Consider the following 20534-nt stretch of genomic DNA (forward strand, 5'->3'; position numbering starts at 1 on the left):
TGAGACTTGGTATTCATTTATCGTCTTGCGACATTAAGAATCCATGTCACTTTGAGTGCCCACACAGATTGTCTGATAAATTGTTAAAGAGCAGTTGCAACGCGGCTTTCAGCTCACCGTTGCGAGGTGGCGTATATTACGCTTTCCTCTTTCAGAGTCAAGCAATTATTTTTACTTTTCTCTGTTGGCGTTCATCTCTGAACCCCGCTGTCCCGGCGGCTTGTAAGCCGTTGTTCCGTGTCAGTGGAGGCGCATTATAGGGAGTTCTCAGACGTTGACAACCCCTCTTTGAAAAAAAACGTTCAACCGTCTCTTTTTTGCTCAAAACCGTGCTACAGCGCCAGTTTTTCGAGCGTTTCGAAGCCGTAACGCTGTAAAACGGGTAAAAGTTGTTCAGTTTCTTTTGTTATCGCCATACAGAAAGCGATGTTCGCTTCCGCTGATTTCGCATCCGGCGCCTCGTGTTCCAGCAGCCAGGCCGTCCGACGCGCAATCGCCGCACCGGAATCCACCAGCCGGGTTCCTTCAGGCAAGACCTTTAATAGCTCTTCCTGTAACAGCGGGAAATGGGTACATCCAAGAACAACCGTATCCGGGGGTTCCTGCATCCGCAGCCATGGACGCAGAATGCGGCGCAGCTCTTCAAGCGAGACCGTCTCGCCGTGCAGCTTCGCTTCCGCCATTTCCACCAGCTCCGCGGAACCGAGCATGGCGATCTGGCATTCATTGGCAAAGCGCTCAATAAGCTCGCGCGTATAAGGACGTTTTACAGTACCGCGCGTCGCCAGCAAACCCACAATGCCGTTCGCCGTCAGGCGCGCAGCAGGTTTAATTGCCGGCACCACGCCCACAACCGGGAACGGGAATTTTTCGCGCAGGGCAGGAAGAGAGACCGTGCTTGCCGTATTGCAGGCAATCACCGCCAGCGCCAGGGGGTAGCGCTTTTGTACCGCGGTAACGATTTCAACCACGCGCTCAACGATAAAGTCTTCACTCTTTTCCCCATACGGGAACGCGACGTTATCGAAGGCGTAGATGTAATGGAGATCCGGCAGGAGCTGCCGAATCTCATCATAGACTGAAAGCCCACCGACGCCGGAATCAAACACCAGCACGGTGGGACGCGGATCAGAAGGTGTAGCTGCCAGACAAGGTGTATTCCCGTCCTGCAGTTTCGTAGCCATAAACTGTCTCGTAATCTTTATCGAACAGGTTGGCTATTTTACCACGAACTGTGAGATGAGAGGTGACAGGATATGAAACCGCGACATCCCACAGGCTGACGCCGCCCATTTTTACGCGTTCTGTTGCATAAGTATTGGGATCAACGGCGACGTCATAGCGGGTGCCCAGATAACGGTACGCCAGATTCCAGTCGAGGTCCCACACCTGCCAGTCAAGCTGATACTTAACCTGCTGCTTTGAGCGACGCGCCAGAACTTCGTTGGTTTTCGCATTGCGCGGGTCAACGTAGTCATAGGAAATTTGGTGCCCTACCGGTCCGGTATCGAACTGCGCCGTCGCCTCAATCCCTTTGATGCGAGCCTTATCCACGTTGTAATAACGGTAGGTCCGCGGGTCGCTGTTAATCAGGTTATCAATATCATTACGATAGCCCGTCACGCGCCAGTTTACCGGCCCCGTCAGGCCTTCAAAACCACCTTCCCACTGCTTACTCTCTTCTGGCTTCAGGTCCGGATTGCCGTAATCCTTACTGTGGATCTGGCTCATGGTCGGCGCTTTATACGCTGTGCCGTAAGAACCGATGATGCGATACCCGTCGATGAACTCCCATGCGGCGCTGGTCTGCCAAGTGGCATGATTGCCAAAGTTAGAGTTATCGTCATTACGCGCCGCCGCTTCCAGCGTCACGCTGTTGAACTGCTGCATCGCTGAAAGGAACACGCCGGTGTTACGCTGTTCGTAACCTTTTTCCAGATAGCCCGTTCCCGCCTGGGTTTTCTGCTTCTGCCAGTCCAGACCCGCGCCGATATTGCCGTGTCCCACTTCAACCGTATTAAGCCACTGGGTGGTGTACTGCTTCACGTCATCCATGGTTGCGGAGTCAGCGTAGCGGCCTTTTTTCGGATCATAGTTCTGGTCTTTGCTGCGGCCATAGCCTGCCACCAGCTGTGACTGGAAGATACCCTGGTTGTAACGCAACCCGGTGTCCCAGTTCTGGCTGTAGACCTGACGCGTGTCCGGGCGCCCGTCAATGCCGGTCGCGCCATAGTGATCGTAACCGTCGTACGCGGAGCGGTTATCGTAGCCAAAGCCACGGAAGAACCCGCTGACGCTGTCGGTAAACTGCTGTTCCACCGAGCCAAACAGAGATTTACTCATAAAACCATCGCGGTCTGGCTGGCGCGGGGCATCTTTTGCGGCAATATCAAAACCACGGGTATAGGTGTAATCCCCGGCCATGGTGATTTTCGTTTTATCGAACACCTGCTGGAAGGCACCGTTATAGTTTTGATACCCCTTTGAACCAACGCCCGCCGAAATTTCCGCGCCCGGCTTATCGCGCCCGGTAATGATGTTAATCACGCCGCCAATCGCGTCGGAGCCGTACAGCGCCGAACGCGGGCCGCGAATGTACTCAATACGCTGAATCAGCGAGGTCGGGATCTGACTTAAGTCGGGAACGTTGCTGATCCCGGCATTGTTCAGGGGGATGCCATCAATCAGCACCAGAACATGACGGGATTCCGTACCGCGAATAAACGTAGAAGAGGTCGACCCCATCCCACCGCTTTGTGCGATGTCCACGCCCGGCAGGCGTGACATGATTTCCACAACGCTCGTTGCCTGCCAGCGTTCAATATCCTCACGCGTCACGACGGATGTCGGAGCCAGAACAGTTTTTGCCGGTTGTTCGAAACGGTTTGCTGTCACCACCAACGAGTCAGCGCTTTCCTGCGCCCAGCCCGAAAATGCCGTGACGGAAAACGCCGTCAACAGCGATACTTTTTTAATCATTGTTAAAGCATCCATAATATAAGAAGGATGCCGCAGGCCTCATCGATAGCACGCGATGATGAAACCAAATGCGACGTGGTCCCGGCAGGTCTTCGGGCTGGGTGGCGTTTATGGATGAAGACTTCCCGTATTCACAGTGTCTACAACGTTCATCCCGCCAGTCTTTACCGCTGCGCGTCAGCTCCAGATTTGCACTGGATTCCCTTTTCACTCTCAGGAGACCGGAAACAGAATGCTACAATTAGACACGTATAGATGTCCAGATAGCTATTAGCCATTAAATCTGGACATCCCCTGCACAATCCCTACAATCCCCGCGTAATTCTTTCTCACTCAGGATGCATCATGACCCCAGAACACCTCCCGACAGAACAGTACGACGCACAGCTGGCAGAAAAAGTTGTCCGCCTGCAAAGTATGATGACGCCATTCAACGCGCCCGTTCCTGAGGTGTTTCGTTCTCCGGTCAGCCACTACCGTATGCGCGCCGAGTTTCGCATCTGGCACGATGGCGATGACCTGTACCACATCATTTTCGATCAGCAGACGAAATCCCGCATTCGCGTAGACAGTTTTCCGGCGGCAAGTGAACTGATAAACCAGCTGATGACGCTGATGATTGACGGCGTGCGCAACAATCCAGTGCTGCGCAACAAGCTGTTCCAGATAGACTACCTGACCACCCAAAGCAATCAGGCCATTGTCTCTCTGCTCTATCATAAAGCGCTGAGCGACGAGTGGCGCGAGCAGGCCGAAGCCCTGCGCGATGCGCTGCGCGCGCAGAACATCAACGTGCACCTGATTGGCCGCGCGACCAAAACCAAAATCATGCTGGATCAGGATTACGTCGATGAGCGTCTGCCGGTAGCGGGTAAAGAGATGGTTTACCGTCAGGTGGAGAACAGCTTCACCCAGCCGAACGCCGCCATGAACGTGCAGATGCTGGAGTGGGCGCTGAACGCGACGGAAGGGTCGACGGGCGATCTGCTGGAACTGTACTGCGGTAACGGTAACTTCTCGCTGGCGCTGGCGCGTAACTTCGATCGCGTGCTGGCGACGGAAATTGCCAAACCGTCGGTGGCGGCCGCGCAGTACAACATTGCCGCTAACCACATCGATAACGTGCAAATCATTCGTATGGCGGCAGAAGAGTTCACCCAGGCGATGAATGGCGTACGTGAGTTTAACCGCCTGCAAGGCATTGATTTGAAGAGCTACCAGTGCGAGACGATTTTTGTCGATCCGCCACGCAGCGGGCTGGACAGCGAAACCGAGAAGATGGTGCAGGCGTACCCGCGTATTTTGTACATCTCCTGTAACCCGGAGACGCTGTGCAAGAATCTGGAAACATTGAGCCAGACGCACAAGGTTGAACGTCTGGCGCTGTTCGATCAGTTCCCGTATACGCACCATATGGAGTGCGGCGTACTGCTTACTGCAAAGTAATGTGAATCTTGTAGGGCAGGTAAGCGAAGCGACACCTGCCAAAAAAGCCGGATGGCGCATCGCTTATCCGGCCTACAATGACAAAACCCTTTATTCTGGCAACTGGCTCTTGCGGCTACGCATACGAGAGCCAATCCAGAACACCAGCGCCACGGACAGTACCGCAGGCAGGAAGTTAGAGCCAATATCCGGGTATTCCGCACGCACCACGGTGCTGTACAGCAGCACACCCAGGATAAAACTGGCTGCGGCTAGCCCCGGTAACCCGACAGGCATGGTGCGGTTCAGATAACGTTGATGCAGGCAGTACACCGTCAGCACCAGCGCGATAATCGGGAAAATCGAGAACGGTACAATTGAGCTGAAAACCGCCGCAAACGTACCATTAATGGATAAGCCAGCGATCAATGCCAGCAACAGCGTTCCTTTATCCTGACCTGACTGTTTCATTACTCACCTTCACTCATCGTTTTGATGTGCCAACTTCTCTTGTTCACGGCGATACCAGTAGTACGCACCTTTAGAAATCATCCGCAGCTGCAATACCAGTCGCTCTTCGAGTTGCTTACGTTGTTCAATGCTGACGTCCAGCGCTTCGGCACCCGCGCTGAACACAATCGTCACCATCGCCTCAGCCTGTGCTTCGGTAAACGCACGCGGCATATGGTTTTCGAGTTCCAGATAGTCGGCAAGTTCCGCGATGAAATGCTGAATTTCACGCGCGACGGCGGCACGAAACGCGGCTGACGTCCCGGAACGCTCACGCAACAGCAGGCGAAACGCGTTAGGGTTATTGCCGATAAATTCCATAAATGTCGATACGGAGGTGCGGATCACGCTGCCGCCTTTGGCGATACGCTGACGCGCCTGACGCATAAGCTGGCGCAGCATTAAACCGCTCTCGTCGACCATGGTCAGGCCCAGTTCATCCACATCACGGAAATGACGATAGAAGGACGTTGGCGCAATCCCGGCCTCGCGCGCCACTTCACGCAGGCTCAAACTGGCAAAACTCCGCTCAGCACTCAGTTGACTGAATGCGGCTTCCACCAGCGAACGCCGGGTTTTCTCTTTTTGTTGTGCTCTTACGCCCATCACGATAGTTGAATCCTTCCAAAGGCCCGTTGGCACTATACCAGAGAATAAAATTAATCTGTTTACCTGGCTTTGTGAATGATTGTTTACGCGCGGTTTGTGCCCCACTGCCCGAAAAAAGCACAACGATAATTGGGTTACCCAGGCAATGATGTTATGATTCTGTTGCTTTTATGTATAAGAACAGGTAAGCCTTGCCATGCCACATTCCTACGATTACGACGCAATAGTTATTGGTTCCGGCCCCGGCGGCGAAGGTGCTGCTATGGGTCTGGTAAAACAGGGAGCCAGAGTAGCGGTGATTGAGCGCTACCATAATGTTGGCGGCGGTTGCACCCACTGGGGCACCATCCCTTCGAAAGCCCTCCGCCACGCCGTTAGCCGCATTATCGAATTTAACCAGAACCCTCTTTACAGCGACCACTCCCGACTTCTTCGTTCCTCCTTTGCCGATATCCTGAATCACGCAGACACGGTCATTAACCAGCAGACGCGCATGCGTCAGGGTTTTTATGAGCGCAACCACTGTGAAATTCTGCAAGGCAACGCCCATTTTGTGGATGAACACACCCTGGCGCTGGAATGCCACGATGGTTCGGTTGAGACGCTCACCGCTGAAAAATTTGTGATCGCCTGCGGTTCCCGTCCGTACCATCCGGCAGACGTGGACTTCTCGCACCCGCGCATTTACGACAGCGACTCCATCCTCAGCCTGCATCACGAGCCACGCCATGTGATCATCTATGGTGCGGGGGTGATTGGCTGTGAATATGCCTCGATCTTCCGCGGAATGGAGGTCAAAGTTGACCTGATTAACACCCGTGACCGCCTGCTGGCGTTCCTCGATCAGGAGATGTCGGACTCTCTCTCCTACCACTTCTGGAACAGCGGCGTGGTGATTCGCCACAACGAAGAGTACGAAAAGATTGAGGGCTGCGACGACGGTGTGATCATGCACCTGAAGTCAGGTAAGAAGCTGAAGGCAGACTGCCTGCTGTACGCCAACGGCCGTACCGGCAACACGGATTCATTGCAGCTGGAGAATATCGGGCTCGAAACCGACAGCCGCGGTCAGCTGAAGGTCAACAGCATGTATCAGACCGCGCTGCCGCACGTATACGCGGTGGGCGACGTGATTGGTTACCCAAGCCTGGCCTCCGCTGCGTACGATCAGGGCCGCATCGCCGCACAGGCCCTGGTGAAAGGTGAAGCGACGGCGCATCTGATCGAAGATATCCCGACGGGTATCTACACCATTCCGGAAATCAGTTCTGTCGGTAAGACCGAGCAGCAGCTGACGGCCATGAAGGTGCCTTACGAGGTGGGTCGTGCCCAGTTTAAACATCTGGCGCGGGCGCAAATCGTGGGGATGAGCGTGGGTACGCTGAAGATCCTGTTCCATCGCGAGACGAAAGAGATCCTCGGGATTCACTGCTTCGGTGAACGCGCGGCGGAAATCATTCACATCGGCCAGGCGATCATGGAGCAAAAAGGTGGTGGCAACACCATTGAGTACTTCGTTAACACCACCTTTAACTACCCGACCATGGCGGAAGCCTATCGGGTAGCCGCGCTGAATGGCTTAAACCGCCTGTTTTAACGCGCTGTCGAAATGGCCATCCATCGCACCGCGGATGGCCTCTGCCAGCTGCTCATAGCGGCTGCGCAGCGGTGAACCCGGACGATAAACCAGACCAATGGTGCGACGCGGCTCCGGCTTGATGCACGGCAGATAGACCACGCCATCGCGTTTACGCTCGTGCGGCACCGCCAGCGCCGGCAGCAGCGTAATACCGCTTCCCGCTGCCACCATATTACGCAGCGTTTCCAGACTGGTTGCGCGGAAATGGGTATCTTCGTCAGCGCCCGCTTCGAAGCAGAAGCCCATCGCCTGATCGCGCAGGCAGTGACCGTCTTCCAGCATCAGCAGCTTTTCACCCGCCAGATCGGCCATCGGCACGCGATCGCGGTTCGCCCATGGGTGATCTTCATAGATCGCCAGCATCATCGGTTCGTCGAACAGCGGCACTTCAATAAATGCTTCACTCTCTTTGACCAGCGCCAGAATCGCACAGTCGAGCTTGCCGCTGTCCAGCTGAGCCAGCAGCTGATGGGTTTGCGCTTCGTGCAGGTACATTTCGAGTTTCGGGAACGTCTGGTGCAGCATTGGAATGATTTGCGGCAACAGGTACGGGCCAACGGTTGGGATCAGGCCAATATGCAGCGGGCCGGACATCGCCTCCCCCTGCTGGCTTGCCATTTCCTTGAGCACTTTGACCTCGCGCAGCACGGTGCGCGCCTGATCCACCAGCAGCAGACCTGCCTGGGTGAACAGTACCTTACGACTGGTGCGCTCCAGCAGCATTACGCCCAGCTCATCTTCCAGCTTGCGGATCTGTCCGCTCAGGGTTGGCTGGCTGACGTGGCAGGAATCTGCCGCGCGGCGAAAATGGCGGTGCTCGGCTAACGCTACCAGGTATTCAAGATCACGAATATTCATTATTCATCCTCCGTCGCCACGATAGTTCATGGCGATAGATAGCATAGCAATGAACGATTATCCCTATCAAGCATTCTGTTGAATAATACGCCACATAGACGAGGCGGCCGTGTTTGACCCTTGACGTCCCCGCACCGTCAGCGAGTTTCTCTCAAAACTCGAAAAACTAAAGCCAACGTGAACTTTTGCGGACCCCGTGGTCCGCTTTTTTTTTGCAAAAAAAAGCCCAACTCAGGGTTGGGCTGGGGTTTTGTAGGTCGGGTCAGGCGAAGCCGCCACCCGACGTTTCAGGCATCAAATCAGGCGGTTTTTCGCATCCGCAATCGCCTGCGCCACCTGCTTCGGCGATACGCCGCCTTTCGCTGCACGCTTATCCAGGCAGGATTGCAGGGCCAGAATCGGATAGACGTCATCCCCAATAACCGCGCTGAATTTTTGCAGGTCGGCCAGCGCCAGCGCTTCAAGGGCTTTACCCTGACGAATCGCTTCCACTACCGCTTCGCCCACAATATGGTGTGCCTCGCGGAACGGTACGCCTTTCGCCACCAGGTAGTCCGCCAGCTCGGTGGAGTTAGCATAGCCCTGCTGCGCCGCTTCCTGACAGCGCGGACGTTTCACCTGAATGCCGTCCAGCACCAGCGCGCCCATGTGCAGGCAGTCCAGCCAGGTGTCGAGCGCGTCGAACAGCCCTTCTTTGTCTTCCTGCATATCTTTGTTATACGCCAGCGGCAGCCCTTTCAGGGTCATCATCATGCCGGTGAGCGCGCCCTGCACGCGACCGCACTTGCCGCGGATCAGCTCCAGCGCGTCCGGGTTTTTCTTCTGCGGCATCAGGGATGAGCCTGAGGTCACGCGGTCGGACAGCTCCACGAAGCCCGCTTCGCCAGAGTTAAAGAAGATCAGGTCTTCGGCAAAGCGCGACAGGTGCACCATCCCGATAGACGCATTCGACAGCAGCTCCAGCACGTGGTCACGGTCAGAGACGCTGTCCAGGCTGTTGCGGGTGGCGGAAGCAAAGCCCAGCCAGCCTGCCAGCTGCTCGCGGTCGATTTCATATGCGGTACCGGCCAGCGCGCCGCTGCCCAGCGGGCTCACGTCCAGACGCGTTAGGGTATCCTGCAACCGGCTTTCATCACGCGCCAGCATCTCAACGTAGGCCAGACACCAGTGCGCGAACGTCACCGGCTGCGCGCGTTGCAGGTGGGTATAACCCGGCATCACCGCGTCCTGGTTGTTCTGCGCGGTTTCCACCAGCGCGCCCTGCAACTGACGATTTGCCGCCAGCAGTTCGCCTATGGTCTCTTTGCACCACAGCTTCAGGTCGGTCGCAACCTGGTCATTACGGCTACGGCCGGTATGCAGTTTTTTACCCAGCTGGCCGACTTTGTCGATGAGTTTACCTTCCACCCAGCTGTGAATATCTTCGGCATCGCTCTGGAGGATTTGCTGCGGATCCAGGCGCACCTCTTCCAGCAGGTTGTTCAGCGCCTCTTCCAGCTGCTGCTGTTCGTCTGCGGTCAGCACGCCAACGGTCACCAGCGCTTTGGACCAGGCCACAGAGCCGACGATATCCTGTTCGGCCAGGCGGTAGTCGAAGCGCAAAGAGTCATTGAACTGTTTGAACCGCTGATCCGCTGCCTGTGTAAAACGCCCACCCCAAAGTGCCATAACGAATTTCCTTAATGATGATATTTTTGCCCGGTGGCGCTGCGCTTACCGGGCCTACAAAATTCACGTAGGCCGGATAAGCGAAGCGCCATCCGGCACAGAATCTTAAGCCAGAATACGCGTACCAATCGGCGTGCCGTTAAACAGCGCCGGAAGCTGCTCCGCATGGCGCCAGGAGGCGATATCCACCGGGCGACCCAGCGTGCGCGCCGCATCCAGCGCCGCATTCACCTTAACGATCATGCCGTCGGTAATAATGCCCTGATCGATCAGCTGCTCGGCTTTTGCGGCGGTCATTTCCGCAATACGCTGGCCTTTGCCGTCCAGAATGCCGCTCACGTCGGAGAGCAGGATCAGGTCAGCGCCCAGCGTGGCCGCCAGGGCGGTTGCCGCCTGGTCCGCGTTGACGTTCATCAGCTCGCCCGCTTCGGTCACGCCGATAGAGCTCACTACCGGCAGAAAACCGCCTTCCAGCAGGGTGTTAATCAGCTTAGGCGAACCTGGCTGCGCCAGTCCAACATGGCCGAGCTCTTCGTCAAGCTGGGTCACTTTTACGCTGTCACCGTCGCCCAGGTAGAGGCCAACGGAGGCGATATGGTGTTTCTTCGCCCATGCCAGCAGCGTTTTGTTCGCCGTGCCCGCCAGCGCGCCGGTAATGATATCAATCTGGTCAGCAGGGGTGACGCGCAGGCCATTTTTCTTTTTCACCGGCAGATTCAGCCCTTTCATCAGCTCATCCACCACGCAGCCGCCGCCGTGCACAATCACCAGCGGACGCTGGTGCGATTCGCGATAGTTCACCAGCGCGGTAAACAGGCGCTCCAGCGCTTCTTCGCTGTCCAGCAGCACACCACCGAGTTTGATAATTAATGGGTTCATCATCACACCTTAAATAAGAGCCTGCGTTTCAGGGAAGCCGAAACGAATATTTGCACACTGCATTGCCTGCGCGGCAGCGCCTTTCAGTAAGTTATCTTCTGCGGCGACCACAATCAGATGTTCGCCCTGTACGGCAAAGCCAATGTCGCAGAACGGCAGGCCAACCACGTTTTTCAATGCCGGCACGCCTTTGTCGTACAGACGCACCAGCGGTTTATCCGCGTATGCCTGCGTGAAGGCCTCGCTCACCTGCGCCTGGGTCACGCCCGGCTTCAGGCGGCAGGTAATGGTTTCGAGGATCCCGCGCGGGAAACTGCCGAGGTGCGGGGTGAAGATCACCTCCGCGCCCAGATGCGTGGTGATTTCAGGGTGATGACGGTGATTGAACACGCCATACGGCTGAAGGCTCACTTCGCAGAAGCTGTTGGAGATAGCGGCCTTGCGCCCTGCTCCGCTCACGCCGCTGGTGGCGTTGATCACCGGCCACTGGTGCAGATCCAGCAGACCGGCGTCGATCAATGGCTTCAGGGAGAGCTGCGCCGCCGTCGGGTAGCAGCCCGGCACGGCAATCAGGTTCGCTTCTTTCAGTTTATCGGCGCTCCACTCCGCCAGGCCGTAGACCGCTTTTTCAAGCAGATCCGGATGCTGATGGGTGAAACCGTAATATTTTTCGTAGAACGCGCTGTCGTTTACGCGAAACGCGCCGGAGAGGTCAAAGACCACGCAGCCGGCCGCTAAAAATTGCGGTGCCAGGTCGTGGCTGACTTCATGCGCCGTGGCTAAAAACACCACGTCAACGCCATCGGTGAACTCGCTGATGTCGGACATCGGCTGCAACGGCAGATCGACAATGCCTTTAAGCTGCGGATGCAAATCAGAAATTAACTTTCCGGCATCATTGCTTTGCGCTGACACGGTCAAAGCGGTTATGGTCATATGAGGGTGGCGATTTACGTAGCTTACAAGCTCTGCGCCCGCATAACCGCTAGCGCCTACAATCAGCGTATTCAACATCGGGTTCCTTTATGCTCAACGTTAATGTATTTTTATTCACATTTATTGCATGAATATTGATACTATCACGACCTAAGGTGTGTCAACAATGAAAATGAACTTACCGCCATTTATCGAGATTTACCGCGCCCTGATTGCCACACCCTCCATCAGCGCGACGGAAGAAGCGCTGGACCAGAGCAATGAGTCTTTAATCAATCTGCTGGCGGGTTGGTTTAGCGATCTTGGGTTTAACGTTGAGGTTCAGCCCGTCCCCGGAACACGCCACAAATTTAACCTGCTCGCCAGTACCGGAACCGGTGCGGGCGGCCTGCTGCTGGCCGGTCATACCGACACCGTGCCGTTTGACGATGGCCGCTGGACGCGGGATCCGTTCACGCTGACCGAACACGACAACAAGCTCTACGGTCTCGGCACGGCGGACATGAAAGGCTTCTTCGCCTTTATCCTCGACGCGCTGCGTGACGTGGACGTGACAACCCTGAAAAAGCCGCTCTACATTCTGGCGACCGCCGATGAAGAGACCAGCATGGCGGGTGCACGTTATTTCTCTGAAAACACAGCGATTCGCCCGGACTGCGCGATCATCGGCGAGCCCACCTCTCTGCAACCGATTCGTGCGCACAAAGGGCATATTTCTACCGCGGTGCGCGTGCTGGGCCAGTCCGGCCACTCCAGCGATCCGGCGCGCGGCGTGAACGCCATTGAGCTGATGCACGACGCCATTGGCCGCATCATGACCCTGCGCGACGATTTGAAAGAGCGTTATCACTACGAAGCGTTTACCGTGCCTTATCCAACGCTGAACCTCGGTAGCCTGCACGGCGGCGATGCGTCCAACCGTATCTGTGCCTGCTGCGAACTGCATATGGATATTCGTCCGCTGCCGGGCATGACGCTGAGCGATCTGGATGGCCTGCTGAACGAAGCGCTGGCTCCGGTCAGCGAGCGCTGGCCGGGTCGCCTGACGGTCTCTGAACTGCATCCGCCGATTCCAGGCTACGAATGCCCGCCAGACCATCAGCTGGTTCAGGTCGTGGAAAAACTGCTCGGCGAGAAAACCGACGTGGTGAACTACTGCACCGAAGCGCCGTTTATTCAGACCCTGTGCCCAACGCTGGTTCTTGGTCCTGGCTCCATTAACCAGGCCCATCAGCCGGATGAGTATCTGGAAACCCGCTTCATCAAGCCCACCCGCGAACTGATTACTCAGGTTGTGCATCATTTCTGCTGGCATTAATGACGCTTCCCCTCTCCCTGGAGAGGGGAAAATCCCGCGATCTCCGTCACATTCCCATAAGCATCTCTTATCTGACGCAATGCGAATTAAATTTCGTAAATTGCCCGCATTTATTCGTTTGCTGAACCGTTTTCGCAGCAATTGACGACGGGGGTTTTACGTGGCTTTATAAAGGGAGATGACAAAATAATGTCCAGAAGATTTTCGCCTGGGCATAAACAAAAATGATGGGGTGACTGGGTTTTTATGAACGAACAATATTCCGCGTTGCGTAGTAATGTCAGCATGCTCGGCAAAGTGCTTGGAGATACCATCAAAGACGCATTAGGGGAGAACATCCTCGACCGCGTTGAAACCATCCGCAAGCTGTCCAAATCTTCCCGCGCCGGTAACGAGGCCAGTCGTCAGGAGCTGCTCACCACCTTGCAGAACCTCTCTAACGATGAGCTGCTGCCCGTTGCCCGCGCCTTTAGCCAGTTCCTGAACCTGGCAAACACCGCTGAGCAATATCACAGCATTTCGCCAAAAGGCGAAGCGGCCAGCAACCCGGAAGTCATTGCCCGCACCCTTCGTAAACTCAAAGACCAGCCCGACCTCAACGAAGCGACCATCAAAAACGCGGTGGAATCCCTTTCGCTGGAGCTGGTTCTGACCGCTCACCCAACCGAAATCACCCGTCGTACGCTGATCCACAAAATGGTGGAAGTGAACAACTGCCTGAAGCAGCTGGATAACAAAGACATTGCCGACTACGAACGTAACCAGCTGATGCGCCGTCTGCGCCAGCTGATTGCCCAGTCCTGGCACACCGATGAAATTCGTAAGCATCGCCCAAGCCCGGTCGACGAAGCCAAATGGGGCTTTGCGGTGGTGGAAAACAGCCTTTGGGAAGGGGTGCCTAACTACCTGCGCGAGCTGAACGAACAGTTGGAAGAGAACCTCGGCTATCGCCTGCCGGTAGACTTTGTGCCGGTGCGCTTTACCTCCTGGATGGGCGGTGACCGCGACGGCAACCCGAACGTGACGGCGGAAATCACCCGTCACGTCCTGCTGCTGAGCCGCTGGAAAGCGACCGACCTGTTCCTGAAAGATATTCAGGTGCTGATCTCCGAGCTGTCGATGGTAGAAGCAACGCCGGAACTGCGTGCGCTGGCCGGTGAAGAAGGTGCCAGCGAGCCGTACCGTTTCCTGATGAAAAAACTGCGCGGTCAGCTGCTTGCAACTCAGGCCTGGCTGGAAGCGCGCCTGAAAGGCCAGCGCCTGCCAAAGCCAGAAGGTCTGCTGAGCCAGAACGAACAGCTCTGGGAACCGCTGTATGCCTGTTATAAATCGCTCCAGGCCTGCGGAATGGGCATTATTGCGAATGGCGAACTGCTCGATACCCTGCGCCGCGTGAAGTGTTTCGGCGTACCGCTGGTGCGTATCGACGTGCGTCAGGAAAGTACCCGCCATACCGAAGCGCTGGGCGAACTGACCCGTTATCTCGGCATCGGCGACTATGAAAGCTGGTCAGAAGCCGACAAGCAGGCGTTCCTGATCCGCGAGCTGAACTCCAAGCGCCCTCTGCTGCCGCGCAACTGGGAGCCAAGCAATGATACCCGCGAAGTGCTCAACACCTGTAAAGCGATCGTGGATGCGCCGAAAGGATCGGTGGCCGCCTATGTGATCTCCATGGCGAAAACCCCGTCCGACGTGCTGGGCGTTCACCTTCTGCTGAAAGAAGCGGGCATCGACTACGCTCTGCCTGTCGCGCCGCTGTTTGAGACCCTCGACGACCTGAACAACGCCAACGACGTGATGACCCAGCTGCTTAACATCGACTGGTATCGCGGCTTTATTCAGGGCAAACAGATGGTGATGATTGGCTATTCCGACTCCGCGAAAGATGCGGGCGTGATGGCGGCGTCCTGGGCTCAGTATCAGGCGCAGGATGCACTGATCAAAACCTGCGAGAAAGCCGGTATTGAGCTGACCCTGTTCCACGGTCGCGGCGGCTCCATTGGCCGCGGTGGCGCACCTGCTCACGCGGCGCTGCTCTCTCAACCACCGGGAAGCCTGAAAGGCGGCCTGCGCGTGACCGAGCAGGGCGAGATGATCCGCTTCAAGTACGGCCTGCCGGAAGTGACCATCAGCAGCCTGTCGCTCTATACCAGTGCGATCCTGGAAGCGAACCTGCTACCGCCGCCGGAGCCAAAAGAGTCCTGGTGTCGCATCATGGACGAGCTGTCAGACATCTCCTGCGACCTGTACCGCGGCTACGTGCGTGAAAACAAAGACTTCGTGCCTTACTTCCGTTCAGCAACGCCTGAGCAGGAGCTGGGTAAACTGCCGCTGGGTTCGCGTCCGGCCAAGCGTCGCCCGACCGGCGGCGTCGAGTCCCTGCGCGCCATTCCGTGGATCTTCGCCTGGACGCAAAACCGCTTAATGCTGCCCGCCTGGCTGGGTGCCGGTGCGGCGCTGCAAAAAGTGGTGGAAGACGGTAAGCAGAGCGAGCTGGAAACCATGTGCCGCGACTGGCCGTTCTTCTCCACCCGTCTGGGCATGCTGGAGATGGTCTTCTCGAAAGCCGACCTGTGGCTGGCGGAATACTACGATCAGCGCCTGGTGAAACCAGAACTGTGGACGCTGGGTAAAGAGCTGCGCGAGCTGCTGGAAGGCGACATCAAGGTAGTGCTGGATATCGCCAACGATTCCCATCTGATGGAAGACCTGCCGTGGATCGCCGAATCAATCCAGTTGCGTAATATCTACACCGACCCGCTGAACGTTTTACAGGCTGAACTGCTGCACCGTTCCCGCCTGGCGGAAGAGGAAGGTAAAGAGCCGGATCCGCGCGTTGAACAGGCGCTGATGGTGACGATTGCCGGCGTTGCGGCGGGTATGCGTAACACCGGTTAATGCTTAATGCCCGGCAGCGCTAAGCCTGCCGGGCACATCTCGATCTTTCCTCTTCCCTACCGCCCGTAAGGCAATCACGCTTCCCTTAGACATAGCGCAACAAATGTCCGGCACGCCGGGAGTAGAGTCACTCTCAGAGCCGTTCGAACAGGACAGGATTTACCTCAAACACTAAGGGAGTAATGTTATGGACCGTATTATTCAATCCCCGGGAAAATACATCCAGGGTGCTGATGTGCTCACCCGTCTCGGCGACTATCTGAAGCCGCTGGCAGCCCGCTGGCTGGTGGTGGGCGATAAGTTTGTGCTGGGTTTTGCTGAAGAAACCCTGCGCCAGAGCTTCAAACAAGCCGATCTCCACGCCGAAATTGCGCCGTTTGGCGGCGAATGTTCGCAAAATGAAATCGATCGTCTGAAAAAACTGGCCGACAGCGCCGACTGTCCGGCAGTGCTGGGTATCGGCGGCGGTAAAACGCTGGATACTGCCAAAGCGCTTGCGCACTTTATGAGCGTTCCGGTTGCCGTTGCCCCGACCATCGCCTCCACCGATGCGCCGTGCAGCGCCCTGTCCGTGATTTACACCGACAGCGGCGAGTTTGAGCGTTATCTGATGCTGCCGCACAACCCGAACATGGTGATTGTCGACACCAAAGTGGTGGCGGGTGCACCGGCTCGCCTGCTCGCCGCCGGGATTGGCGACGCGCTGGCAACCTGGTTTGAAGCGCGTGCCTGCTCGCGCAGTGGCGCCACGACCATGGCGGGCGGCAAGTGCACGCAGGCGGCGCTAGCGCTGGCAGAGCTGTGCTACAACACACTGGTTGAAGAGGGTGAGAAGGCGATGCTGGCGGCAGAGCAGCACGTGGTGACGCCCGCGCTGGAACGCATTATCGAAGCCAACACCTATCTCAGCGGCGTGGGTTTTGAAAGCGGCGGTCTGGCGGCGGCGCACGCCATTCACAACGGCATGACGGCGGTACCGGATGCACATCATTTTTACCACGGTGAAAAGGTCGCGTTCGGCACGCTGACGCAGCTGGTTCTGGAGAACGCGCCGGTTGAAGAAATAGAGACCGTCGCCGCGCTTTGCCACAGCGTTGGGCTGCCGATCACCCTGGCGCAGCTAAACATCAAAGAGGATATCCCGGCCAAAATGCGGCTGATTGCGGAAGCGTCCTGTGCCGAAGGGGAAACCATCCACAACATGCCTGGCGGCGTAACGGCGGATCAGGTGTATGCGGCGCTGCTGGTTGCGGACCAGTACGGACAGCGATTCCTCCAGGAGTGGGAGTAATAAAAAAGCCGGGTAGCGCTGCGCTTACCCGGCTTACATGGCACTTTAATTTGTAGGCCGGGTAAGGCGTAGCCGCCACCCGGCACAAGGGTTACTTCACGTCAAAGCGGTCCAAATCCATCACTCGCGCCCATGCGGCAACGAAATCACGAACGAACTTCTCGTGTGCATCGCTGCTGGCGTAAACCTCGGCCAGCGCGCGCAGGACGGCGTTTGAACCGAAGACCAGGTCAGCGCGGGTGGCGGTGTATTTCACCTCGCCGCTGGCGCGATCGCTCCCGGCAAACAGTTCGTTTGAGTCGTCGGTCGCTTTCCACTGGGTGTTCATATCCAGCAGGTTCACGAAGAAATCGTTGCTCAGCACGCCCTCGCGGTTAGTGAACACGCCATTCTTGCTGCCGTCGAAGTTTGCACCCAGTACGCGCAGGCCGCCGATCAGCACCGTCAGCTCCGGCGCGGTCAGGGTCAGCTGCTGGGCTTTGTCGATCAGCAGCGACTCGGTGGTAGATACATCCACCTGTGCGCGATAGTTACGGAAACCGTCGGCAATCGGCTCGAGCAGGTTAAACATCTCGATATCCGTCTGGTCCTGACGCGCGTCCACGCGGCCCGGGGTGAACGGCACATTGACGTAAACGCCTGCGGCTTTCGCTGCCTGCTCAACGCCCACCACACCCGCCAGCACGATGATATCCGCAAGTGACGCTTTGTTGGTGGTGCGCTGGATCGCTTCCAGCGCCGGCAGCGCGCGAACCGCCGCGGCGTTAACGTCCCAGTCGCGCTGAGGCGCCAGCGCCAGACGTGCACCGTTGGCGCCGCCACGCTTGTCGCCGCCGCGGAAGGTGGATGCCGACGCCCAGGCCACGGAAACCAGCTCGCTCACGGAGAGTCCCGAGGCCGCGATTTCCGCTTTCAGGCTTTCGATATCTTCCTGCGTCGGATGGAACACCGGCTGAGGCAGCGGATCCTGCCAAATCAGATCTTCCTTCGGCACTTCCGGACCAATGTACCGCGCTTTTGGCCCCATATCGCGGTGGGTCAGCTTGAACCAGGCGCGCGCAAAGGCTTCATTGAAGGCCTGCGGATCGTTCAGGAAGCGACGGGAAATTTTTTCGAATTCCGGGTCAAAACGCAGCGTCAGGTCGGTGACCAGCATGGTTGGCTTGCGTTTTTTCGACGGGTCGAACGGGTCAGGCATGATCTCTGGCGCATCCACGGCTTCAAACTGAATCGCGCCCGCCGGGCTGCGGGTCTGCACCCATTCGTACTTGAACAGGTTCTCGAAGAAGTAGTTGCTCCACTGGGTCGGGGTTTGCGACCAAATGACTTCCAGCCCGGAGGTAATGGCGTCAGCGCCAATTCCGGTGCCGTGGGTGCTGGTCCAGCCTAAGCCCTGCGCTTCAATCGGCGACGCTTCCGGGTCTGTGCCCACGTGCGTGGCTTCCCCTGCGCCGTGCGTTTTACCGAGCGTATGGCCGCCGGCAATCAGCGCGACGGTCTCTTCGTCGTTCATGCCCATGTTGCCAAAGGTGGCGCGGATTGCCGCCGCCGCGGACAACGGTTCACCGCTGGCGTTTGGCCCTTCCGGGTTAACGTAAATCAGGCCCATTTCAGTGGCCGCCAGCGGGCGCTTCGCCAGCGCTTCCGGGTCACGGTGGGTCAGCCAGGCTTTTTCATCGCCCCAGTTCACGTCCAGATCCGGTTCCCAGACGTCTTCACGCCCGGCACCAAAACCAAAGGTGCGGAAGCCGGAGTTCTCCAGCGCCACGTTACCCGCGAGGATAAACAGGTCGGCCCAGGAGATTTTTTGTCCGTATTTTTGCTTGATTGGCCACAGCAGGCGGCGCGCCTTGTCCAGGCTGACGTTATCCGGCCAGGAGTTCAGGGGCGCGAAGCGCTGCTGACCGCGACCTGCGCCGCCGCGACCGTCCACGGAGCGATAGGTGCCCGCGCCGTGCCAGGCCATACGGATAAACAGGCCCGCATAGCTGCCCCAGTCGGCAGGCCACCACGGCTGAGAATCGGTTAACAGGGCCTTGAGGTCGCCCTTAAGGGCAGAATAGTCGAGCTTGCTGAATTCTTTGCGGTAGTCGAAGTCTTCACCCAGTGGGTTTGAACGGCTGGAGTGTTGATTAAGTAGATCGATGCGGAGTTGTTTAGGCCACCACTCTTTGCTGCTGGTACCTGCACCCGCGCTATGATCGACGCCGCCCTGATGGAACGGACATTTGCCGGCGGATGCCGCGTTATTGGTCTCGTCTGACATGCTCATCGCTATGCTCCCTTTACAGTGTTACCGTTACGATATACACCACTAGCGATAAGAGATAGTTGAATTAATCCACAGATTCGATAGTTAATACCTTTTAACTATCGGTTCGATTAAAAATCCCTCATCTTTGTGAGGGATTTTGCTTTACAGGGCAGGACGAACGCCCAGCGTGTGGCAAATGGCGTAACTCATTTCCGCGCGGTTCAGCGTGTAGAAGTGGAAATCCTTCACCCCTTCGCGACTCAAGATCTTCACCATGTCCATGGCGATATTGGCGCCCACCAGCTTGCGGGTTTCCGGATCGTCGTCCAGCCCTTCGTACATTTTGGACATCCACAGCGGAATGCGCACGTTGGTCATATCGGCGAACTTCTTCGCCTGTTTGAAGTTCGAAACCGGCAAAATGCCCGGAATGATTTCAACATCAATACCCGCCGAGACGCAGCGGTCACGAAAGCGCAGGTAGCTTTCCACGTCAAAGAAGAACTGAGTAATCGCGCGGTTGGCACCGGCCTCCACTTTACGCTTCAGGTTAAGCAGGTCTGCCTGGGCGCTTTTCGCTTCCGGGTGTACTTCAGGATACGCCGCAACGGAAATATCGAAGTCCGCCACCTCTTTCAGCAGCCCGACCAGATCGGCGGCAAACATCTCTGGCTTACCGCTGCCCGGCGGAAGGTCACCGCGCAGGGCCACAATGTGGCGAATGCCATTATTCCAGTAGTCCTGAGCGATGGCGCGCAGCTCGTCGCGGGTGGCGTCGATACAGGTCAGGTGCGGCGCCGCTTCCAGGCCGGTTCGGTCTTTAATGCCCTTAATGATGCTGTGCGTGCGGTCACGCTCGCCGGAGTTGGCACCGTAGGTTACGGAAACAAACTTCGGTTTAAGACTGCTCAGGCGATCGATAGAGCTCCACAGGGTTTGCTCCATTTCACTGGTGCGCGGCGGGAAAAATTCAAAAGAGACGTTAATCTGGCCGTTAACTTCTGCCAGGCTCTGATTCAGGGCTTCCCGCTGGTTGGCGTGAAAAAAGCTCATACCTTACCTCTACCTTTCGCGTGTCGTTGTTTATTGTGCTGTGAACTTCTATACGTTTAGACGTCCAGATGTAAAAATGACGGAAAAGCGGAGTGGCGTCAACTGAAATAATCAACAATAACGGTGAGGATTGCTCAGGGAAGATGAGGGGCGTTCATGATGGGGGTGAGTGCGGTCTGCCGCCCTCACCCTAACCCTCTCCCACGGGGAGAGGGAA

Annotated in this window: 15 protein-coding genes, 1 pseudogene and 1 riboswitch; of the genes and pseudogenes, 6 read left to right on the forward strand and 10 right to left on the reverse strand. The window is 56.9% G+C overall.

Annotated features, from left to right (window positions below; translation table 11 throughout):
• Nucleotides 1–332: 332 nt before the first annotated feature.
• Nucleotides 333–1184: a glutamate racemase gene (murI, locus tag IM267_RS06410; RefSeq protein WP_032608099.1), complete on the reverse strand. Its 852-nt coding sequence runs from the start codon at nucleotides 1182–1184 to the stop codon at nucleotides 333–335.
• A complete protein-coding gene (btuB, locus tag IM267_RS06415) occupies nucleotides 1129–2979 on the reverse strand; it encodes a TonB-dependent vitamin B12 receptor BtuB (protein WP_193033029.1) in 1851 nt (616 codons plus the stop codon). The genes murI and btuB overlap by 56 nt, the downstream gene beginning before the upstream one ends.
• A 65-nt stretch (nucleotides 2980–3044) precedes the next feature.
• Nucleotides 3045–3220: riboswitch (cobalamin riboswitch) on the reverse strand.
• Nucleotides 3221–3324: 104 nt separating this feature from the next.
• On the opposite strand from btuB, the gene trmA reads away from it, so the two are divergent.
• A complete protein-coding gene (gene trmA / locus IM267_RS06420) occupies nucleotides 3325–4425 on the forward strand; it encodes a tRNA (uridine(54)-C5)-methyltransferase TrmA (protein WP_193033030.1) in 1101 nt (366 codons plus the stop codon).
• A 90-nt stretch (nucleotides 4426–4515) separates the two neighbouring features.
• Here trmA and IM267_RS06425 read toward each other — a convergent pair whose 3' ends face one another.
• Entirely contained in the window at nucleotides 4516–4875 is a 360-nt protein-coding gene (locus IM267_RS06425; RefSeq protein ID WP_006808647.1) for a YijD family membrane protein, read from the reverse strand.
• 9 nt (nucleotides 4876–4884) lie between these two features.
• On the reverse strand, nucleotides 4885–5523 hold the full coding sequence (fabR, locus tag IM267_RS06430; RefSeq protein ID WP_003862059.1) for an HTH-type transcriptional repressor FabR: 639 nt from the start codon (nucleotides 5521–5523) through the stop codon (nucleotides 4885–4887).
• A 196-nt stretch (nucleotides 5524–5719) separates the two neighbouring features.
• Here fabR and sthA point away from each other — a divergent pair, with 196 nt between their 5' ends.
• Nucleotides 5720–7120 carry a Si-specific NAD(P)(+) transhydrogenase gene (gene sthA / locus IM267_RS06435; RefSeq protein ID WP_003862057.1) on the forward strand — a complete coding sequence of 467 codons (1401 nt, stop codon included), beginning with the start codon at nucleotides 5720–5722 and terminating at the stop codon, nucleotides 7118–7120.
• On the opposite strand, the gene oxyR is transcribed toward sthA, so the two are convergent.
• From oxyR to argC, 4 genes are all read right to left on the reverse strand, one after another.
• Complete coding sequence (oxyR, locus tag IM267_RS06440; RefSeq protein ID WP_003862055.1) at nucleotides 7103–8020, reverse strand: DNA-binding transcriptional regulator OxyR; 918 nt, start codon at nucleotides 8018–8020, stop codon at nucleotides 7103–7105. The genes sthA and oxyR overlap by 18 nt on opposite strands.
• Before the next feature lie 294 nt (nucleotides 8021–8314).
• Nucleotides 8315–9688 carry an argininosuccinate lyase gene (gene argH / locus IM267_RS06445; RefSeq protein ID WP_063865468.1) on the reverse strand — a complete coding sequence of 458 codons (1374 nt, stop codon included), beginning with the start codon at nucleotides 9686–9688 and terminating at the stop codon, nucleotides 8315–8317.
• 105 nt (nucleotides 9689–9793) lie between these two features.
• Nucleotides 9794–10570 (reverse strand): acetylglutamate kinase, encoded by a 777-nt coding sequence (argB, locus tag IM267_RS06450; RefSeq protein WP_107534212.1) that lies wholly within the window; start codon nucleotides 10568–10570, stop codon nucleotides 9794–9796.
• A gap of 6 nt (nucleotides 10571–10576) precedes the next feature.
• Nucleotides 10577–11581 carry an N-acetyl-gamma-glutamyl-phosphate reductase gene (gene argC / locus IM267_RS06455; protein ID WP_131637420.1) on the reverse strand — a complete coding sequence of 335 codons (1005 nt, stop codon included), beginning with the start codon at nucleotides 11579–11581 and terminating at the stop codon, nucleotides 10577–10579.
• 88 nt (nucleotides 11582–11669) lie between these two features.
• Between argC and argE the strand changes: the two genes are divergently transcribed.
• The 4 genes and pseudogenes from argE (at nucleotide 11670) to IM267_RS06475 (ending at nucleotide 17010) form a co-directional block, all read left to right on the forward strand.
• Complete coding sequence (argE, locus tag IM267_RS06460; protein WP_058610676.1) at nucleotides 11670–12821, forward strand: acetylornithine deacetylase; 1152 nt, start codon at nucleotides 11670–11672, stop codon at nucleotides 12819–12821.
• A 246-nt stretch (nucleotides 12822–13067) separates the two neighbouring features.
• Nucleotides 13068–15719, forward strand: a complete 2652-nt coding sequence (ppc, locus tag IM267_RS06465; RefSeq protein WP_063449729.1) for a phosphoenolpyruvate carboxylase — start codon at nucleotides 13068–13070, stop codon at nucleotides 15717–15719.
• A 67-nt stretch (nucleotides 15720–15786) separates the two neighbouring features.
• Nucleotides 15787–15894: pseudogene (locus IM267_RS21190) on the forward strand (fructose-bisphosphate aldolase); the annotation flags it as partial.
• A 12-nt stretch (nucleotides 15895–15906) separates the two neighbouring features.
• Nucleotides 15907–17010 carry a glycerol dehydrogenase gene (locus IM267_RS06475; protein WP_193033031.1) on the forward strand — a complete coding sequence of 368 codons (1104 nt, stop codon included), beginning with the start codon at nucleotides 15907–15909 and terminating at the stop codon, nucleotides 17008–17010.
• Nucleotides 17011–17101: 91 nt separating this feature from the next.
• Here the strand turns inward: IM267_RS06475 and katG are convergent, their stop codons facing one another.
• Together katG and metF are read right to left on the reverse strand one after the other, a co-directional pair.
• Nucleotides 17102–19282, reverse strand: a complete 2181-nt coding sequence (katG, locus tag IM267_RS06480; protein WP_063865464.1) for a catalase/peroxidase HPI — start codon at nucleotides 19280–19282, stop codon at nucleotides 17102–17104.
• 144 nt (nucleotides 19283–19426) lie between these two features.
• Nucleotides 19427–20317 carry a methylenetetrahydrofolate reductase gene (gene metF / locus IM267_RS06485; RefSeq protein ID WP_063449726.1) on the reverse strand — a complete coding sequence of 297 codons (891 nt, stop codon included), beginning with the start codon at nucleotides 20315–20317 and terminating at the stop codon, nucleotides 19427–19429.
• Nucleotides 20318–20534 lie beyond the last annotated feature (217 nt).

Origin of the sequence: Enterobacter cloacae complex sp. P15RS (assembly GCF_014895905.1) — a bacterium.
GTDB lineage: Bacteria > Pseudomonadota > Gammaproteobacteria > Enterobacterales > Enterobacteriaceae > Enterobacter > Enterobacter quasihormaechei.